This window comes from Amycolatopsis alkalitolerans (genome assembly GCF_006152065.1).
GTDB classification, from domain to species: Bacteria; Actinomycetota; Actinomycetes; order Mycobacteriales; family Pseudonocardiaceae; genus Amycolatopsis_E; species Amycolatopsis_E alkalitolerans.
Map to the genome: position 1 here is coordinate 1 of NZ_VDFW01000040.1, position 15,667 is coordinate 15,667.

Here is a 15,667-nt window from a genome sequence, read left to right on the forward strand (position 1 = left end):
GTGTCCGCGTGCTCCAACTCCTGGGCATGCGGAATGATCTCCTTGTCCACGAACGAACGGACGGTGGACAGGATCTCGGCCTGCACCTCGGTGAGGCCGACTGTCTGGGCCAGGCGGGCCATGCTCGACTCCTGTGTCTGCCGGTGAGTTACCAGCGAGTATGACCCCTAGTCGGGCCGCCGGGCAGTGGGGGTACCCCCGCCAGTGAGGGCGTAGCCGGCGGGGGAGAGAACCCTCACGGGGTCCGCTGGCGCCTGCGCATCGTGCCGACGAGCACGGCGGTCACCGGCCAGGCGGCACATCCAGATGTCCGAATAGGACTCGCGGATGATGCCGAGCTCACTCGTGGTGCTCGGCGGCCGGTTTGGACAGTGGCTGAGCACACGTCGGTCCGCTGCCACGAACCGGCGAAAATTCACCAGATCAAGGCGGACTAGGTGGGCTTCTCGTCCTCCGGGAGGCGCGCCGCGGGGGCTTGCCCATTGACCGATTCCGGCGGCTGGTGCTGTTTCGTGTACTGATCGACGAAACGCAGCAACTCCACCGGGAACGGCAGCACGAGCGTCGAGTTCTTTTCCGCCGAAACCTGCACGACGGTCTCGAGCAGCCGCAACTGGAGCGCGGACGGCGTGCCCGCCATCCTGGCCGCGGCCTGCGACAGCTTTTCCGACGCCTGCAGCTCACCGTCGGCCGAGATGACGCGGGCGCGGCGTTCCCGCTCGGCCTCGGCCTGCCGCGACATCGAGCGCTTCATCGTCTCGGGCAGTGCGACGTCCTTGATCTCCACCCGGTCGATATGCACGCCCCAGTCCAGCGCCGGGCTGTCGATCATCAACTCGAGCCCCTGGTTGAGCCGTTCCCGGTTTGACAGGAGATCGTCGAGCTCGCTCTTGCCGATGATCGACCGCAACGAGGTCTGGGCCACCTGCCCCACCGCGAACCGGTAGTCCTGCACGTTCACCGCGGCCAGAACCGGATCGATGACCTTGAAATACACGACCGCGTCCACGCGCACGGTGACGTTGTCACGCGTGATGCCCTCCTGCGCGGGCACCGGCAGGGTCACGATCTGCATGTTGACCTTCTGCAGCCGGTCCACGGCCGGCACCAGCAACGCCAGCCCCGGCTCGCGCACATGCGATCGCACCCGGCCGAACCGGTAGACGAGGCCACGCTCGTACTGCTTGATCACCCGGACGCTCGCGCCGAGCCAGGCGACACCCGCGACGGCGATTATGGAGACGAGTTCCACCACCATGGCAGCTCCCCGGACGTAGGTCCCTGCGAGTCGATGTTACTCCCGTCACACCGGTTGGGACCCGGCATTCCGGTGACGTGCGCATATCGGAATCGCGGCCGGGCGGACCCGCCGTGACCGGGACCGGTGGCAGCCTGGCGGCACCCGGCCGCCCGCCTCGGCGAACCCGCCCCAACCGTCCATTTGACACGGTCTGCCGTTTATCGTGACGGAACGGAATTTCGAAGTCCACAGTAGACAGGACGGCCGGGGAGCCGGCCGGGCACGCGACTCACCGAACCGCGGGGTGGGCGTCGGCCGAACGGTACCGATAACCTTGGCGTATGGCCCCCGTGAACAGGGTTTTCGCTGCCCAGCTCGCCGGTCTTCCGGTGTTCGGCCCGGACGGCGAGTCGATCGGCAAGGTCCGCGATCTCGTCGCCGGGCTGCGGCTTGATCAGCAACCGCCACGCGTGCTCGGGCTCGTCGTCGAACTGTCCACGCGGCGGCGCGTGTTCGTGCCGATGCTGCGGGTCACCTCGATCGAACCGAACGCGGTCACGCTCGCCACCGGTTCGGTCAACATGCGCCAGTTCCATCAGCGCCCCAATGAGGTGCTGGTGCTTGGCCAGCTCACGGACGCGCATGTGTCGTTACGGGAAACCGGCGCGCGGGTCGCCATCGTGGACGCGGCGATGGAGCCGCTGCGCACGCGCGACTGGGTGCTCGCGAAGCTCGCCGTCCGCGAGCGCTCCGGGCGGCTCGGCCTCAGCCGGCGACGGTCCTCTTTGCAGGTCGTGGGCTGGGACGAGGTGGCGGGGCTCGGCCTCACCGACCTGACCGGCCAGCAGCAGGGTGCCGGGCAGCTGCTCATGCTGTTCGACACGATGCGGGCGGTCGACATCGCCGCGACGGTGCGGGACCTGCCGACCAAGCGCAAGCACGAGGTCGCGGACTCGATGGACGACGAGCGGCTCGCGGACGTGCTCGAGGAACTGCCCGAGGACGACCAGAAGGAGCTGCTGCAGCACCTGGCGGAGGAGCGCGCGGCCGACATCCTCGAGGCGATGAGCCCGGACGACGCCGCCGACCTGCTCGCCGAGTTCGCCCCCGCCGACCAGAACCGGCTGCTGAACCTGATGGAGCCCGAGGAGTCCGAGCCGGTCAAACGGCTGCTGGCGTACTCCTCCGACACCGCGGGCGGGCTGATGACTCCCGAGCCCGTCGTGCTGACCCCGGACGCGACGGTCGCCGAAGCGCTGGCCCATATCCGCAACGCCGACCTGCCGCCCGCGCTGGCGACGATGGTCTTCGTGTGCCGCCCGCCGCAGGCCACGCCGACCGGACGCTACGTCGGGGTCGTGCATTTCCAGCGGCTGTTGCGCGAACCGCCCGCGGAGCTGATCGCGGCCGCGGTCGACACCGACCTGCCCGCGCTGAGGCCGAGTGACTCGCTTTCGGAGGTGACGCGATACTTCGCCGCGTACAACCTCGCGTGCGGACCGGTCGTGGACGCGCAGGACCACCTGCTGGGCGCCGTCACCGTCGACGACGTGCTCGACCATCTGCTGCCGGAGGACTGGCGTGAGACCGGCCTGCACGACGTGACGAACAACGAGGAGGTGGAGCGTGCCTGAACTGCTCTCGAGGCGGCGCCTGGACCAGCCTCGCGCGTCAACGCGCCGGCTCGTGTCGATCGACCCCGACATGTTCGGCCGGCTCTCCGAGCGGCTGGCCCGATTTCTGGGCACCGGCAAGTACCTGTTCTGGCAGACCCTCCTCGTGGTCGTCTGGATCGGGATCAACCTCGGCGCGGCGGCGCTGCGCTGGGATCCGTACCCGTTCATCCTGCTCAACCTGGCGTTCTCGACGCAGGCGGCGTACGCGGCTCCACTGATTCTGCTCGCGCAGAACCGGCAGGACGACCGGGACCGGGTGTCGCTGGACGAGGACCGCAACCGCGCCGCGCAGACGAAGGCGGACACGGAATACCTGGCCAGGGAGCTGGCGGCGCTGCGGCTGGCGATCGGTGAGGTCGCGACGCGGGACTACCTGCGCGGCGAGCTGGACAAGCTGCGCGAGGACCTGAACACCAAGCCCCGGAAGAAGGGGAACCGGGCGTCGCCCGAGCCCGTGAGCGGCACATAGCCGCCGGCCCGACCCGCCCCTCATCGGGGCGCTTCGGGCCGCAGTACTCTCGATGCATGACCAGCACGCAGCAGATCCCCAGTGTCGAGGACGTCCGCGCGGCGCTCAAGGAGGTCTACGACCCGGAGATCAAGAAACCGATCACCGAGCTCGGGATGGTCAAAGACGTCACGGTGGGCTCGGGCGACACAGCCGGGATCGTCACGGTCTCGATTTACCTGACGGTGGCGGGTTGCCCGCTCAAGGAGACCCTCACCCGCGACACCACGAACGCCGTCGGCAAGCTCGAGGGCGTCCGCGACGTGCGGGTCGAACTCGACGTGATGAGCGACGAGCAGCGCACGGAGCTGCGGAAGTCGCTGCGTGGGGACGCGGAAGAGCCGGTGATCCCGTTCGCCCAGCCCGGTTCGATGACGCGGGTGTACTGCGTCGCGTCGGGCAAGGGCGGCGTCGGCAAATCGAGTGTGACGGTCAACCTGGCGGTCGCGATGGCCGAACGCGGGCTGTCGGTCGGTGTTGTCGACGCGGATATCTACGGGCACTCGGTGCCGCGGATGCTGGGCGCGACGGAGAAGCCGACCAAGGTCGAGAAGATGATCATGCCGCCGCAGGCGAACGGCGTGAAGGTCATTTCGATCGGCATGTTCACCCCCGGGAACACGCCGGTGGTGTGGCGCGGGCCGATGCTGCACCGCGCGCTGCAGCAGTTCCTGGCCGACGTGTTCTGGGGTGACCTGGACATCCTGCTGCTGGACCTGCCGCCAGGCACCGGTGACATCGCGATCTCGGTGGCACAGTTGATCCCCAACGCCGAGATCCTCGTGGTGACCACGCCCCAGCAGGCGGCGGCCGAGGTCGCCGAGCGGGCCGGGGCGATCGCGATGCAGACGCGGCAGCGGCTCGCCGGGGTCATCGAGAACATGTCGTGGTTGGAGACGCCGACCGGGGAACGTGTCGAGGTCTTCGGTGCCGGCGGGGGCCAGACGGTGGCGGACTCGCTGTCGAAGTCGACGGGCACGACGGTGCCGTTGCTGGGGCAGGTCCCGCTGGACCCGCGCCTGCGCGAGCACGGCGACGCCGGGACGCCGATCGTGCGGTCCGAGCCGGAGGCGCCGGCTGCCAAGGTGCTGAAGGACGTCGCGAAGAAGCTCTCGGTCCGGGCGCGCGGCCTTGCCGGGATGATGCTGAACGTGACGCCGAAGGGCCGCTGAGCCGGGCAGCAGGGGTCAGGTGGCGTCGGGGTCGACTGGGGGTTTTTCGCCTGGTTTGAGGGTTTCCGGCTCCGGCTTGGCCGAGATCGCGGGGTAACCGTTCGGCTTCGTGCTGCCACCGCTCGTGCCGTTCAGGCCCAGCGGATCGGGGTCACCGTCGAAGAGGTGGTTCGTGATCGCGCGGCGCGGGTCGAAGTTGCGCAACTGCCGCAGGTCCTCGAGCGGCTTGCGGAACTCCTCGAACTCCGGGCCCATCTCGTCCTGCAACTGCTGCCGCGCCCCGCTCGCGAACTCGCGCACCTTTCGCACGCCCTTCGCCAGCCACGAAGCCGCCTCCGGCAGGCGTTCCGGCCCGAGGATGAACAGACCGGCGACGATGAGCACCAGAATCTCGCCCCAGCCCACGCTATCGAACACCAGCGAACCTCCTCGTGACCCCTGCGAAGTCAGCGTACCCGGCTAATCGGAACCCAGGGTTACGTCGACGACAAGAGGCCGCCCCTGCCGGACCAGATGCACGGGCACGACCTCGCCGATGTTGTGCTCCCGCACCGCGACGGTCAACTCGGCCGCGTTCCGCACCAGCCGGTTGCCGACCTGCGTGATCACGTCACCCTCGGCGATACCCGCCTTCGCGGCGGGGCCCCCGTCGGCGACGTTGAGGACCTGCGCGCCCTCGGAGGTGTCCGCCGACACCGAGGCCGCGTTGATGCCGATGTCCGCGTGCTTGACCTGCCCGGTGCTGATGAGTTCGCGGGCGATCTTGATCGCGTCGTCGGCCGGGATGGCGAAGCCGATGCCGATGCTGCCGCCCTGCCCGGCCTCGCCGCTGTCGGTCCGGATCGAGGAGTTGATCCCGACCAGCGCCCCCGTCGAGTCGACCAGCGCGCCGCCGGAGTTACCGCGGTTGATGGGCGCGTCGGTCTGGATCGCGTCGTAGGTGACCGGCGGCTCGCCGTTCTCGCCCTGCGCGGTGATCGGCCGGTGCAGCGCGCTGACGATGCCCGCCGTCACCGTGTTCTGCAGGCCCAGCGGTGAACCGACCGCGATCACCGCGTCGCCCGGTTCGAGGTTGGACGATTTCCCGATCTGGATGACCACCGGATTGCGCACCGCGACCTTGATCACCGCGAGGTCGGTCTTCGGATCCGTGCCCACGATCTTCGCCTCGGTGCGGGTGCCGTCGGTGAACACCGCGGTGATCTTGGCCTGTGGATCGTCGGCGGCCATCGAGATCACGTGGTCGTTGGTGATCACGTACCCGTTCGGGTCGATCACCACGCCCGAGCCGACGCTGCCGGACTGACCGGAGGTCACCTCGATCGAGATGACCGCGGGCGAAACCCGTTGGGCGATGTCGGCGATCGAACCCGGCGGGCGTTCCTTGGCCGCCTGCGCCTCCGAGATCGTCGCGCTGCCGGTGAGCGAGTTGCCGGTGCTGGCGAGCCACCAGCCGACGAGCCCGCCGACCGCGCCGATCAGCAGGCAGATCACCCCGAGCAGGCCGAGCGCGACCGGTTTCACCCGGCGGCCGAACAGCACCTCGGGCAACGACAGCATCGCACCGCGAGGCCGTTCCTCGTCGTCCGGCTCCTCGTCACGGGCGTCGAGCGCCGGGCCCCCGAGCACCGCCGCCGCGCCCGGATCCCGCCACGGGTCCGCCGTCTTGGACCACAGCGGCGACTCCGGCGGCCGGTCACGACCGTTCTCGCCTTCTCCGGCGGGTCGCTGGAGCCGCACGTCGTCCGCGCCGGCCGGCCGGCCGAAGGCTTCGGCGAGCGACTCGGGCGCCGGCGGCTTCGCGATGACCTGGTCACCGTTCCGCGACGGGCTGTACAGCTTGTCGAACGCGCCGTCGACACCCTGCGGCCTGGCGAAGGAGGCGGCCTGCGCGGGGTCGACCGGGGGACGGTCCAGAGGTTTGGGGGCAAGCCGGGGCTCGCCGGAGTTCTCCGCTGGATTGTTCGGCTGACTCATCGTTCCCCGGGTTGACGGATTTCACGGCTCGGCGCGACCCTACGCCACCTGATTCTCCCGCCTCGACGGTGAAGCCGATGTCAGCGGCCCGGCGCCACCGAAGTGGTGGTCGCGGTGACCGGCGCGGACGGCGCACCACCGAACTGCGCGCGCAGCACACCCGGGTTGGGACCGGCGGGCTGCGGCGGGGTCTGGGCGGTGCTGCTGCCGCTCGAGGTCGCGACGATCGCGAGCGCGCTCAGCACGATGCCCGAGACGACCACGCCCGCACCCTGCGCGGCGCGGCGGCGCATCGAGCTGGACCGGTGCGAGTTGAGCACCGCGGCCCCGTTGCCCAGCGGAGCACCGGAGCCAAGCGGCGCGGTGGCGCCGAGCGTGGACGGCATCTGCCGCAGGCCGGCGACGCGGTCGGGACGCTGGATGGCGACGAGTTGCCCGTCCTCGGTGACCGCGAGGTTGTCCGGGGACGTCGGAAGATCGGTGTGCTCGGGGATCGAGCGCAGGCTCGCCAGGAAACCGGCGGACATGCTGGGCGCCCCGGCGTGTTTGACCGCGGCCCGGGCCTGCCGCTGGGCCGCGACCTCGGCCGCGCAACCCGGGCACCCGGCGATATGCGAAGCAGCCCGGTCCCGCGCCCCCAGCGACAGCTCGCCGTCGACGAACGCGACGACCACGTCGGGAAGGAGATGCGATTCGGGAAGCAGTCCCCTGCCTCGCAGATCGGTCATACCGAGGCCTCCACGGACTGCTCCTTCAGCGCCCGCCGGCGCTCGAGCGAAGCGCGCAGCGCCTGGCGCCCGCGGTGGATACGGCTCCGGACAGTGCCCAGCTTGACGCCGAGCGTCGCGCCGATCTCCTCGTAGGACAGGCCCTCGACGTCGCACAGCACCACCGCGGCACGGAACTCGGGCGGCAACTCGTCGAGCGCGGCCTGCAGGTCCGGGTCCAGATGGGTGTCGCTGTAGACCTGCTCGGGGCTCGGGTCGTCGCCCACGATGCGGTCGGTGTCCTCGGGCAGCCCCTCCATGCGCACCCGCGAACGGCGGCGCGCCATGTCGAGGAAGAGGTTCGTGGTGATGCGATGCAGCCAGCCCTCGAACGTGCCCGGCTTGTACGAGGCCAGGGACCGGAACACCCGGATGAACGTCTCCTGGGTGAGGTCCTCGGCGTCGTGGGCGTTACCGGTCAGGCGGTACGCGAGCCGGTACACCCGGTCGGCGTGTTCCCGCACGACTTCGTCCCAGGACGGCGGCGTCCATTCCGCCTCGTCCACCGTCACCGGACGGCCTTCGACGACGGGCTCCTCGGTCATCGGGCTCTTCTGCATCGGCGGGGAAGGCACCTCCATCAGGCTGTTCTCCCTACTGCTTGCCCCAACGCGGTCCGGCCGCGCTGTGTTCCCGTCCATGAGACGTAGCTTGGCCGATCTCCTTATGTGTCTAGTGAGACCGGACTGAGAGCCGCCTGAGAGAAGTGTGCACGTCTTGCACGATTTTGGCGACGACCAGCGCTAACCTCTCCGGTGTGACCTCCGAGACGCACGCCGGCGTCAGTGATTACGTCGAGAGCTACCTGCCCGGAGACGATTCGCTGCTGGCCGCGCGCCTGCGCGCGGAGGAACTCGGCTGCGCCCCGCTGGGGGCGGCGGCCGGCGCGGCCCTGTGCTTCCTGGCCACCAGCCTGCGGGCCAGGGCGGTCGTGGAGATCGGTACCGGCACCGGCGTCAGCGGCCTGCACCTGCTGCGCGGGATGGCCCCGGAAGGCGTGCTGACCTCGATCGACATCGAACCCGAATACCACCGGGCGGCGCGCCAGACGTTCGCCGGGGCGGGGTTCCCACCGGGGCGCACGCGGCTGATCATGGGCCGCGCGCTCGACGTGTTGCCGCGCCTGACCAGCGGCGGCTACGACCTGGTCTTCGTCGACGCGGCGCGTGCGGAGTACCCGAGCTACTACGAGCACGGCGTCCACCTGCTGCGTGGCGGCGGCATCATCGCGTTCCACGGGGTGCTCGAGCCGCGATCCGATCCGGCGAGGCGCGATCCGGGTGTGCTGGCTTCGCGCGAACTGGCGAGAGCGGTCCGCGACGACGAGCGGCTCGTGCCGTCCCTGCTGCCGGTCGGCGGCGGTTTGCTGGTGGCCGCGGTGCGGTCGTAGCTCTCCGGCGTGTCCGTGGCCACCGCCGCGCACGTGGAAATGTCGGTGCCCGGGGTTACGGTGGCGCGTACCGCGACCTGAGGAGGTGCCGGTGCGGGAAGTCGTCGTCGAAGCCGCTCGCTTCCTCGCCCGTCACTGCGAGGATCCGATCACGCTGTGCGACGTCGCGGATCACGTGGGCTACAGCCCGTTCCACCTGTCGCGCGCCTTCGAACGGCAGGTCGGCCAGCCGCCGGGGCAGTTCCTCGCGGCGCACCGGTTCCAGCACGCGAAGCGGCTGCTGCTGTCGACGGACGAGCGCGTCATCGACGTATGCCATGCGGTCGGTTTCACCTCGGTCGGCACGTTCACGGCCCGGTTCACCGCGGTCGTCGGCCAGTCGCCCGCCCGGTTCCGGCAGCTGCCCGAACTGCTCGCGCAGGCGCCGCCACGGCCGGTGATCGTGCCCGGGCGTGACCGGGACGGTGGGGTGGTCACCGGGAAGGCGCGGTTGAGCGCGGCGGCGGAAGCGGCCATCGGGGTCGCCGCGGTCTACGTCGGGCTGTTCCCGCGGCGGATGGCCCGCGGGCGGCCGGTGTCCGGCACGCTCCTGGGCGAAACCGGCAACTTCCTGCTCGTCGACGTCCCGCCGGGCCGGTACTGGGTGCTCGCGACGGCCCTGCCCGCCCATGCCCGCGCCGAGGATCAGCTGGTACCGGGGCGCGGGGTCGCCGGGGCCGCGGCGGAACCGGTGCACATCACGCCTCGTACCCCGGTCCACCACCGCGAGGTCTGGCTCGACGTGGCGCCCGAATGGGACGCGCCCGTGCTGATCGCGGTGCCGCCGCTCGCCTCGAGCCTCACGCTCGCCGTGCCGTCAGCGTGACCGCGACGGCCGCGAGTGCCAGCCAGCACACGACAGTCACCACCAGCCATGTCCAGCCCGCATGCCCGTAGATCACGCTGCCGGCGGTGCCGCCGAAGCTGCTGCCCAGGTAGTAGGTCAGCGTGTAGGTGCCGGACGCCTGGCCGCGCGCGCCCTCGGGTGATTCCGCGGCGGTCCAGCCGTTCGCGACCGCGTGCGCGGCGAAGAAACCACCGGTGAGCACGACCATCCCGAGCACGATCGACACCAGGGAATCGGGCACGGTCAGCAACGCCCCGACGGCCGTGATGAGCAAGGCGCCGACGGCCGAGCGCAGCCTCCCGAACCGCGCGACCGTGCGGCCGACCGTCGCCGAGGAAACCGAACCGATCGCGTAGGCCAGGAAGATGAGCGAGGCGAGCGCGGGCGAGAGGTTCAGCGGCGATCCGGTCAGCCGGAACCCGGCCGCGTTGTAGACCGCGACGAAGGAGCCCATGGCCAGCAATGCGAGGGCGTACTGGGCCAGCAGGATCGGCTTGCGGATCGCGGCGGCGACCCCGGTCAGGACGCTCATCCGCGCCGCCTGCGGCACTGTGGACGACGGCGGCAGCGACCACACCGTCACCAGCGAGAAGATCGATCCGAGCACACCCACGACCGTGAGCGCGCCGTGGTAGCCGAGCACGTCGGCGCTGAAACCCGCGGCGAGCCGGCCGAGCATGCCGCCGATCGAGTTGCCCGCGATCATCGCGCCGACCGCCGCCGCGACCCCCGTCGTGCCCAGTTGCTCGACGAGGTACGCCGCGGCGACCCCGGGGAAGCCGGCGATCGCGATCCCCTGCAGCGCACGCAAGATCAGCAACACCCCGTAGGAGGGCGCGAGCGGCAGCAGCAGTCCCAAGACCGCGGAAACGATCACCGACACGAGGATCACCGGCCGCCGCCCGACGATCTCCGACAGCGCCGCGATCGGCAGCACGGAGATCGCGAGCGCACCGGTGGCGACGCTGACCGCGAGCGAAGCGCTACCGGGATCGAGGTGGTACTGAGCCGCTAGCTGCGGCAGCACCGGCTGCGGCGCGTACAGCAGCGCGAACGACGAGAGACCCGCGGCTGCCACGGCGATTTTCACCCGCCGGGGTCGAGGAGGAGCGGAAACGAGCAGGTCAGCGGTCACCTCATCGAAGCTAAGCTCAGCTAACCGATACGTCTAATACAGAAAATCGGCATAATCGATACGATGATGCATGAGAGCGAAGCGGCGGCCGCTGACCAGCGGCTCGTGACGGCGCTGGCACCCAATCTGGCGTTGTTGTCCGCTCTGCGTGAAACAGGCAACATCACCCGGGCGGCCGAGCTGCTGGGCGTGCCGCAGCCGACGGTGAGCCGTCGCCTGGCCGCGCTCGCCCAGGTCGTCGGTGCCCCGCTCACCGAGCCCGCGGGGCGCGGGGTCCGGCTGACCAGGGTGGGCACCGTCCTCGCCGAAACAGCCGGCCGCGCGCTCCCGGCGATCGAGGCGGGTGCGCGTCAGGCGCGCGAGGAGATCGAGCCGGCCAGCGGGCACGTCGTGCTGGGCTTCCTGCACCTGCTCGGCCGCTGGCTCGTGCCGAGCCTGTTGCGGGGGTTCCGCGCGCGGTATCCGGGCGTGCGCTTCAGCCTGGTGCAGGGCTCGCGCCAGCACATCCTCGACCGGCTGACGGCCGGCGAACTCGACCTCGCGCTCGTCGCCCCGGTGCCGGAAAGCCCGGACCTCGAATCGTTCACCATCGCGGAACAGGACCTGCTGCTGTGCGTGCCCGCCGCGCACCGGTTCGCGCAGCGCCGCCGGATCCGCTTCGCCGAGCTGGCCGGCGAGCCGTTCGTGATGCTCGAGCACGGGTACGGGGTCCGCCAGATCACCGACGGGTTGTGCGCCGCGGCCGGGTTCGAGCCGGAGATCGTCTTCGAGGGGCAGGAGTCCGACACGGTGCGCGGACTCGTCGCGGCCGGGTTCGGGGTCACCTTGCTGCCGCAGTTCGGGTCGGCGACCCCGGCCGGCGTCGTGGAAATCCCGCTTTCGCCCAAGGTCAGCCGGACCATCTGCCTGGTCTGGCCCGCGGGCGATCACCTCACGCCGGTCGCCCGGTCCTTCCGGGACTACGTGCGCGCTCAGGCGTAGGACGCGGCGAGCTCCACCAGGGTCCGTGCGGCGAACCCGGTCGCCCCGGGCACGACCTCGGCATACGCGGTCTCCGCGCGCGCCGGGCCGGCGATGTCCAGATGCGCCCACGGCACGCCGCGGGTGAACTCGCGTAGGAACAGCGCGGCCGTGACACCGCCGGGGCCGCCCGGCGCCTGCCGGACGTCGGCCAGTTCGCCGCGCACCGCGTCGGCATGTGCCTCGAGCAGCGGCATCCGCCACCAGGCTTCGCCCGCCCGCTCGCCCGCGGCGAGCACCCGGTCCGCGAGCTCGTCATCGGTGGCGAACAGCCCGCCGGTGCGCAGGCCGAGCGCGACCTTCATGGCTCCGGTGAGCGTCGCGGCGTCCACGACCGCGTCCGGCCGGAAGCGGCGGATGCCGTAGACGAGCGCGTCGGCGAGGACCATCCGCCCCTCGGCGTCGGTGTTGCTCACCTCGGTGGTCATCCCGCCGTAGTGCCGCACCACGTCGCCCGGCCGGTACGAACCACCGGAGACGTGGTTCTCCGCCGCGGGCACCAGCGCGGTCACCCGCACGTCGAGCCCGAGCGTCGCGATCGCGCGGATCGCGGCGATGACGGCGGCGCCACCGGCCATATCGGTCCGCATCAGGTGCATACCGTCGGCGGGTTTGATGGACAGGCCACCGGTGTCGAAGGTGATCCCCTTGCCGACCAGCAGCAGATGGTGCGCGGCCCCGCGTGGCCGGTAGGTCAGCTCGATCAGCCGGGGCGGGCTGGCCGAGCCGCCGCCGACGGCGAGCACGCCGCCGAAGTTCTGTTCCGCGAGCCACGCCTCGTCGCGGATCGTCGCGCGCAGCCCTGGCACATCCGTGACGACCCGTTCGGCGGTCTCGCCGAGCCATTGCGGGTTCTTGATGTTGGACGGCGCGTTCGCCAGGTCGCGGGCCAGCGCCGCGGCGGCCGCCATCGTCCGTACCCGACCAAGGACCATTTCGTACTCCGGAACGGCTCGCTCGTACGGCGTGAGCAGCCGGAGGGTCTGCAGGGCGGGCGCGGGCTGGGTGCTGACCTTGAAGTGGTAGCCGCCGAGCAGCGCACCCATCGACAGCTCCGCGACGATGCTTCCCTCGGTTTCCGCCCCCAGATCGACCTGCGCGATCTTGACCGGTTTCCCGTTCTCGGCCTGTGCCGCGCGGGCGAGGGCCGCGCCCGCGGTCCTGAGGTCGCTCGCCGTGCCTTCGCCGACGCCGACCAGCCAGCGGAATGCGCCCTCGCCCTCGCGCACGTCACCGGCGTTGCCGGCGACCAGGCTCGCGACCGGCGCGCCACGGCGAGGGGTGTCGGCGACCTCGATGTCGATCAGGCGGCTGGGTACGGACGGCAGCGGGTAGCGCGCCAACGGGAGAACCTCCAGGAGGGGACGGCGAAAAGCCGGCTGACGGTCGTCAGCCGGCGACGGGAGCGGACAGGATCAGCTCGTCGCCTCCTGCAGGGCCACGCCCAGGTCCTTGGCCTCTTCGGCCGACAGCTCGACGACGAGTCGCCCGCCACCCTCGAGCGGAACGCGCATCACGAGGCCCCGCCCCTCCTTAGTCACCTCGAGGGGACCATCTCCGGTCCGGGGCTTCATGGCCGCCATAGCGTGCTCCCTCCGTCTCAACCGGCGCGCCCGGGTCGCGCATTCTGAGCCAACCGGGTGTCGCACGCCATTCTCCCTCATCAATGCGGGCGTGCGAACGCGGACCGATCTTTTCGTGTTTGCATAGGTGCTGGTATGCGGCTCGCGGGCCGCCCGAACGCCAGGAGGACACCAGTGACCACCGAGGACGTGCTGCTGACCGCCGACGCCGACGGCGTGCGCACTTTGACGCTGCACCGGCCGAAGGCCTACAACTCGCTCACCGTCGAGCTGAAGGAACGGCTACTCGACGCGCTCCGGGAGGCAGCGGCGGCGCCGGAGGTGCGCGCGGTGGTGCTCACCGGAGCGGGGAAGGCGTTCTGCGCGGGCCAGGATCTGAAGGAACACGTCGGGCTGCTGCAGGCCGGCGATCCGGCGCCGCTGGGGACCGTCCGCGAGCACTACAACCCCATCGTGCGGACGATCGCCGGAATGCCGAAACCCGTGATAGCAGCGGTCAACGGCCCGGCCGCCGGTGCCGGCGCGGCCTTCGCCTACGCCGCGGACCTGCGGATCGCGGCGGCGTCCGCGAACTTCTTGATGGCCTTCGCGAACGTCGGGCTCGGACCCGATTCGGGTGCGTCGTGGACACTGCAGCGGCTGGTCGGCTACGGCCGCGCGGCCGAACTGATGCTGCTGGCGCGCACGGTGCCGGCCGAGGAGGCGAAGCAACTCGGTCTGGTCAGCGAAGTCGTGCCCGACGAGGAGCTTGCCGAGCGGGCGCACACGATCGCGGCGAAACTCGCGGCCGGCCCGACGGTCAGCTACGCGAAGATCAAGGAGGTGCTGGACGTCGCCGCGCAGGGCAGCCTCGAAGACGCCCTGCTCGCCGAGGACGCCGCCCAGACCGTGCTCGGCTCGACGGCCGATCACCGCGAGGCGGTCGAAGCCTTCGTCGCGAAGCGCAAGCCGGACTTCCAGGGCAAATAGCGTCAGGCCGCGCGGAAGCAGCCCTCAAGGTGGTCGTCGACCATGCCGGTCGCCTGCATGAGGGCGTAGCACGTGGTGGGGCCGACGAAGGCGAAACCGCGCTTTTTCAGCTCGCGGGCCATGGCCGCCGACTCGGGTGTCGTCGCGGGGAGATCGGCCATGCTCCGCGGGCGGGGGCGCGCCCCGGCCGGCGCGAACGACCACAGCAGCTCGTCCAGCGGGCGGTCCAGGTCCAGGACCGCACGGGCGTTGGTGATCGCGGCTTCGATCTTCCGCCGGTTCCGGATGATGGACGCGTCGGCGAGCAGGCGCGCCACGTCCGCTTCGCCGAATTTCGCGACCTTCTTCGGAGCGAACCGCGCGAACGCCCGGCGAAAGGCTTCGCGCTTGCGGAGGATGGTGATCCACGAGAGGCCGGACTGGAAGGCCTCGAGGCACAACCGCTCGTACAGCGCGTCCCGGCCGTGCAGCTCGACGCCCCACTCCGTGTCGTGGTACGCGACGTAGTCGGGCGCGCTGTTGCCCCACGGGCAGCGGGCGACACCGTCGTCGCCCAGCTCAGCGGTCACACCGCCCCCATCGTGTAGTTCTCCGCGAACGTCGCGAACCGCTTGAGCGAGCGGTGCAGCCCTAGGCCGAACAGCGGGCGGACGACCGGCCAGCCGAGCCGCCCGAAGAGCCCGAACGGCACGTCGAGGCTTTCCGACCAGACGAACGTCGAGGTCTGCGGGCCCTTCGCGTGCACATGAAACGCCCCGCTCCCGCGCACGAGCGTGCCGAGGTGGCGCACCGTGCAGCGGACGGGCGGCTCCCACGTGGTGATCTCCATCGTGTCGGTGAAGCCGAGCCCCCGCAGCCCCGTGAACGCAGCCAGCTGCGAGCCGATGCTGCGCCCGTCCCCCTCCGTGACCCGTACTTCGGTGCCGATCATCCACTCGTGCTGGCGGGGCCAGTCGGTGAACGCGAGCCACGTCGTGCCCGCCGGCGCCGCGACCTCGATGGAGAAGACGAGGTCGGTCATCTGGAGGTCTCTTTCTCCAGCTCGGCGACCTTCGCACGCAGCGAGTCGATCTCGGTACCGAGCCTGCGGACCACCCAGTCCACTTCGGACATCTTGTAACCGCGCACGACAAGCTGGAACTTCACGGCCTGCACGTCCTCGCCGGTGATGTCGCGGACGGGCAGGCGCGTCGGCGAGCTGCCCGGGGGCAGCGGGGCGAGCTCTTCACCTCGGCCGAACACGACGGCGGCGAGGAGGAACACCACGGCCGCCACGAGCAGCATGACTACGAGGTAGATCAGCGCGGTCGTCACGCCACGATTGTGACACCAGCGGCCCGGCGC

Annotated in this window: 18 protein-coding genes and 1 pseudogene; 7 read left to right on the forward strand and 12 right to left on the reverse strand. The window is 70.7% G+C overall.

Annotated features, from left to right (window positions below):
- Both FG385_RS29970 and FG385_RS29975 read right to left on the reverse strand, forming a co-directional pair.
- Positions 1 to 122 (reverse strand): annotated as a pseudogene (locus FG385_RS29970) (acyl-CoA dehydrogenase family protein); the annotation flags it as partial.
- A gap of 311 nt (positions 123 to 433) precedes the next feature.
- Positions 434 to 1,258 (reverse strand): slipin family protein, encoded by an 825-nt coding sequence (locus FG385_RS29975; RefSeq protein WP_139100168.1) that lies wholly within the window; start codon positions 1,256 to 1,258, stop codon positions 434 to 436.
- A gap of 323 nt (positions 1,259 to 1,581) precedes the next feature.
- On the opposite strand from FG385_RS29975, the gene FG385_RS29980 reads away from it, so the two are divergent.
- From FG385_RS29980 to FG385_RS29990, 3 genes are read left to right on the forward strand one after another with little or no spacing between them, the layout of a single operon-like run.
- On the forward strand, positions 1,582 to 2,874 hold the full coding sequence (locus FG385_RS29980; RefSeq protein ID WP_139100169.1) for a magnesium transporter MgtE N-terminal domain-containing protein: 1,293 nt from the start codon (positions 1,582 to 1,584) through the stop codon (positions 2,872 to 2,874).
- The gene (locus tag FG385_RS29985) at positions 2,867 to 3,385 is read left to right on the forward strand and encodes a DUF1003 domain-containing protein (protein WP_139100170.1); all 519 of its coding nucleotides are present in this window, start codon (positions 2,867 to 2,869) and stop codon (positions 3,383 to 3,385) included. The genes FG385_RS29980 and FG385_RS29985 overlap by 8 nt, the downstream gene beginning before the upstream one ends.
- 56 nt (positions 3,386 to 3,441) lie before the next feature.
- Entirely contained in the window at positions 3,442 to 4,596 is a 1,155-nt protein-coding gene (locus FG385_RS29990) for an Mrp/NBP35 family ATP-binding protein (RefSeq protein ID WP_139100171.1), read from the forward strand.
- 15 nt (positions 4,597 to 4,611) lie between these two features.
- Here FG385_RS29990 and tatB read toward each other — a convergent pair whose 3' ends face one another.
- The 4 genes from tatB to sigE all read right to left on the reverse strand — a co-directional run bounded on the left by tatB (position 4,612) and on the right by sigE (position 7,921).
- Positions 4,612 to 5,013 (reverse strand): Sec-independent protein translocase protein TatB, encoded by a 402-nt coding sequence (gene tatB / locus FG385_RS29995; protein WP_139100172.1) that lies wholly within the window; start codon positions 5,011 to 5,013, stop codon positions 4,612 to 4,614.
- A gap of 42 nt (positions 5,014 to 5,055) precedes the next feature.
- Positions 5,056 to 6,573 carry a S1C family serine protease gene (locus FG385_RS30000; protein WP_139100173.1) on the reverse strand — a complete coding sequence of 506 codons (1,518 nt, stop codon included), beginning with the start codon at positions 6,571 to 6,573 and terminating at the stop codon, positions 5,056 to 5,058.
- A gap of 80 nt (positions 6,574 to 6,653) precedes the next feature.
- On the reverse strand, positions 6,654 to 7,301 hold the full coding sequence (locus FG385_RS30005; protein ID WP_139100174.1) for a zf-HC2 domain-containing protein: 648 nt from the start codon (positions 7,299 to 7,301) through the stop codon (positions 6,654 to 6,656).
- Positions 7,298 to 7,921 carry an RNA polymerase sigma factor SigE gene (gene sigE / locus FG385_RS30010; protein WP_139100175.1) on the reverse strand — a complete coding sequence of 208 codons (624 nt, stop codon included), beginning with the start codon at positions 7,919 to 7,921 and terminating at the stop codon, positions 7,298 to 7,300. Before sigE ends, FG385_RS30005 begins: the two co-directional genes overlap by 4 nt.
- A 176-nt stretch (positions 7,922 to 8,097) precedes the next feature.
- Here sigE and FG385_RS30015 point away from each other — a divergent pair, with 176 nt between their 5' ends.
- Complete coding sequence (locus FG385_RS30015; RefSeq protein WP_139100176.1) at positions 8,098 to 8,730, forward strand: O-methyltransferase; 633 nt, start codon at positions 8,098 to 8,100, stop codon at positions 8,728 to 8,730.
- Between the two features lie 91 nt (positions 8,731 to 8,821).
- Positions 8,822 to 9,595, forward strand: a complete 774-nt coding sequence (locus FG385_RS30020) for a helix-turn-helix transcriptional regulator (RefSeq protein WP_139100177.1) — start codon at positions 8,822 to 8,824, stop codon at positions 9,593 to 9,595.
- On the opposite strand, the gene FG385_RS30025 is transcribed toward FG385_RS30020, so the two are convergent.
- On the reverse strand, positions 9,570 to 10,706 hold the full coding sequence (locus FG385_RS30025) for an MFS transporter (RefSeq protein WP_139100217.1): 1,137 nt from the start codon (positions 10,704 to 10,706) through the stop codon (positions 9,570 to 9,572). The two genes, FG385_RS30020 and FG385_RS30025, sit on opposite strands and share 26 nt — an antisense overlap.
- Positions 10,707 to 10,814: 108 nt before the next feature.
- Between FG385_RS30025 and FG385_RS30030 the strand changes: the two genes are divergently transcribed.
- The gene (locus FG385_RS30030) at positions 10,815 to 11,732 is read left to right on the forward strand and encodes a LysR family transcriptional regulator (RefSeq protein WP_139100178.1); all 918 of its coding nucleotides are present in this window, start codon (positions 10,815 to 10,817) and stop codon (positions 11,730 to 11,732) included.
- On the opposite strand, the gene FG385_RS30035 is transcribed toward FG385_RS30030, so the two are convergent.
- Positions 11,723 to 13,114, reverse strand: a complete 1,392-nt coding sequence (locus tag FG385_RS30035; RefSeq protein ID WP_139100179.1) for a leucyl aminopeptidase family protein — start codon at positions 13,112 to 13,114, stop codon at positions 11,723 to 11,725. The genes FG385_RS30030 and FG385_RS30035 overlap by 10 nt on opposite strands.
- A gap of 72 nt (positions 13,115 to 13,186) precedes the next feature.
- Positions 13,187 to 13,354, reverse strand: a complete 168-nt coding sequence (locus FG385_RS30040; RefSeq protein WP_081617745.1) for a DUF3117 domain-containing protein — start codon at positions 13,352 to 13,354, stop codon at positions 13,187 to 13,189.
- A gap of 174 nt (positions 13,355 to 13,528) precedes the next feature.
- Between FG385_RS30040 and FG385_RS30045 the strand changes: the two genes are divergently transcribed.
- A complete protein-coding gene (locus tag FG385_RS30045; protein ID WP_139100180.1) occupies positions 13,529 to 14,323 on the forward strand; it encodes an enoyl-CoA hydratase-related protein in 795 nt (264 codons plus the stop codon).
- A 2-nt stretch (positions 14,324 to 14,325) separates the two neighbouring features.
- Here FG385_RS30045 and FG385_RS30050 read toward each other — a convergent pair whose 3' ends face one another.
- Genes FG385_RS30050 through FG385_RS30060 form a run of 3 tightly spaced genes read right to left on the reverse strand, consistent with a single transcriptional unit; the run spans position 14,326 to position 15,637 of the window.
- Positions 14,326 to 14,892 (reverse strand): DNA-3-methyladenine glycosylase I, encoded by a 567-nt coding sequence (locus FG385_RS30050; protein WP_139100181.1) that lies wholly within the window; start codon positions 14,890 to 14,892, stop codon positions 14,326 to 14,328.
- Entirely contained in the window at positions 14,889 to 15,344 is a 456-nt protein-coding gene (locus tag FG385_RS30055; protein ID WP_139100182.1) for an SRPBCC family protein, read from the reverse strand. The genes FG385_RS30050 and FG385_RS30055 overlap by 4 nt, the downstream gene beginning before the upstream one ends.
- Positions 15,341 to 15,637, reverse strand: a complete 297-nt coding sequence (locus tag FG385_RS30060; protein WP_139100183.1) for a DivIVA domain-containing protein — start codon at positions 15,635 to 15,637, stop codon at positions 15,341 to 15,343. The genes FG385_RS30055 and FG385_RS30060 overlap by 4 nt, the downstream gene beginning before the upstream one ends.
- Between the last annotated feature and the right edge of the window lie 30 nt (positions 15,638 to 15,667).

Coding starts and splice junctions, on each gene's coding strand:
- FG385_RS30005 (WP_139100174.1), bottom strand. CDS start 7,301: ATGACCGATCTGCGAGGCAGGGGACTGCTTCCCGAATCGCATCTCCTT.
- FG385_RS30000 (WP_139100173.1), bottom strand. CDS start 6,573: ATGAGTCAGCCGAACAATCCAGCGGAGAACTCCGGCGAGCCCCGGCTT.
- FG385_RS29980 (WP_139100169.1), top strand. CDS start 1,582: ATGGCCCCCGTGAACAGGGTTTTCGCTGCCCAGCTCGCCGGTCTTCCG.
- FG385_RS30040 (WP_081617745.1), bottom strand. CDS start 13,354: ATGGCGGCCATGAAGCCCCGGACCGGAGATGGTCCCCTCGAGGTGACT.
- FG385_RS29990 (WP_139100171.1), top strand. CDS start 3,442: ATGACCAGCACGCAGCAGATCCCCAGTGTCGAGGACGTCCGCGCGGCG.
- FG385_RS30030 (WP_139100178.1), top strand. CDS start 10,815: ATGATGCATGAGAGCGAAGCGGCGGCCGCTGACCAGCGGCTCGTGACG.
- FG385_RS30055 (WP_139100182.1), bottom strand. CDS start 15,344: ATGACCGACCTCGTCTTCTCCATCGAGGTCGCGGCGCCGGCGGGCACG.
- FG385_RS29975 (WP_139100168.1), bottom strand. CDS start 1,258: ATGGTGGTGGAACTCGTCTCCATAATCGCCGTCGCGGGTGTCGCCTGG.
- sigE (WP_139100175.1), bottom strand. CDS start 7,921: ATGGAGGTGCCTTCCCCGCCGATGCAGAAGAGCCCGATGACCGAGGAG.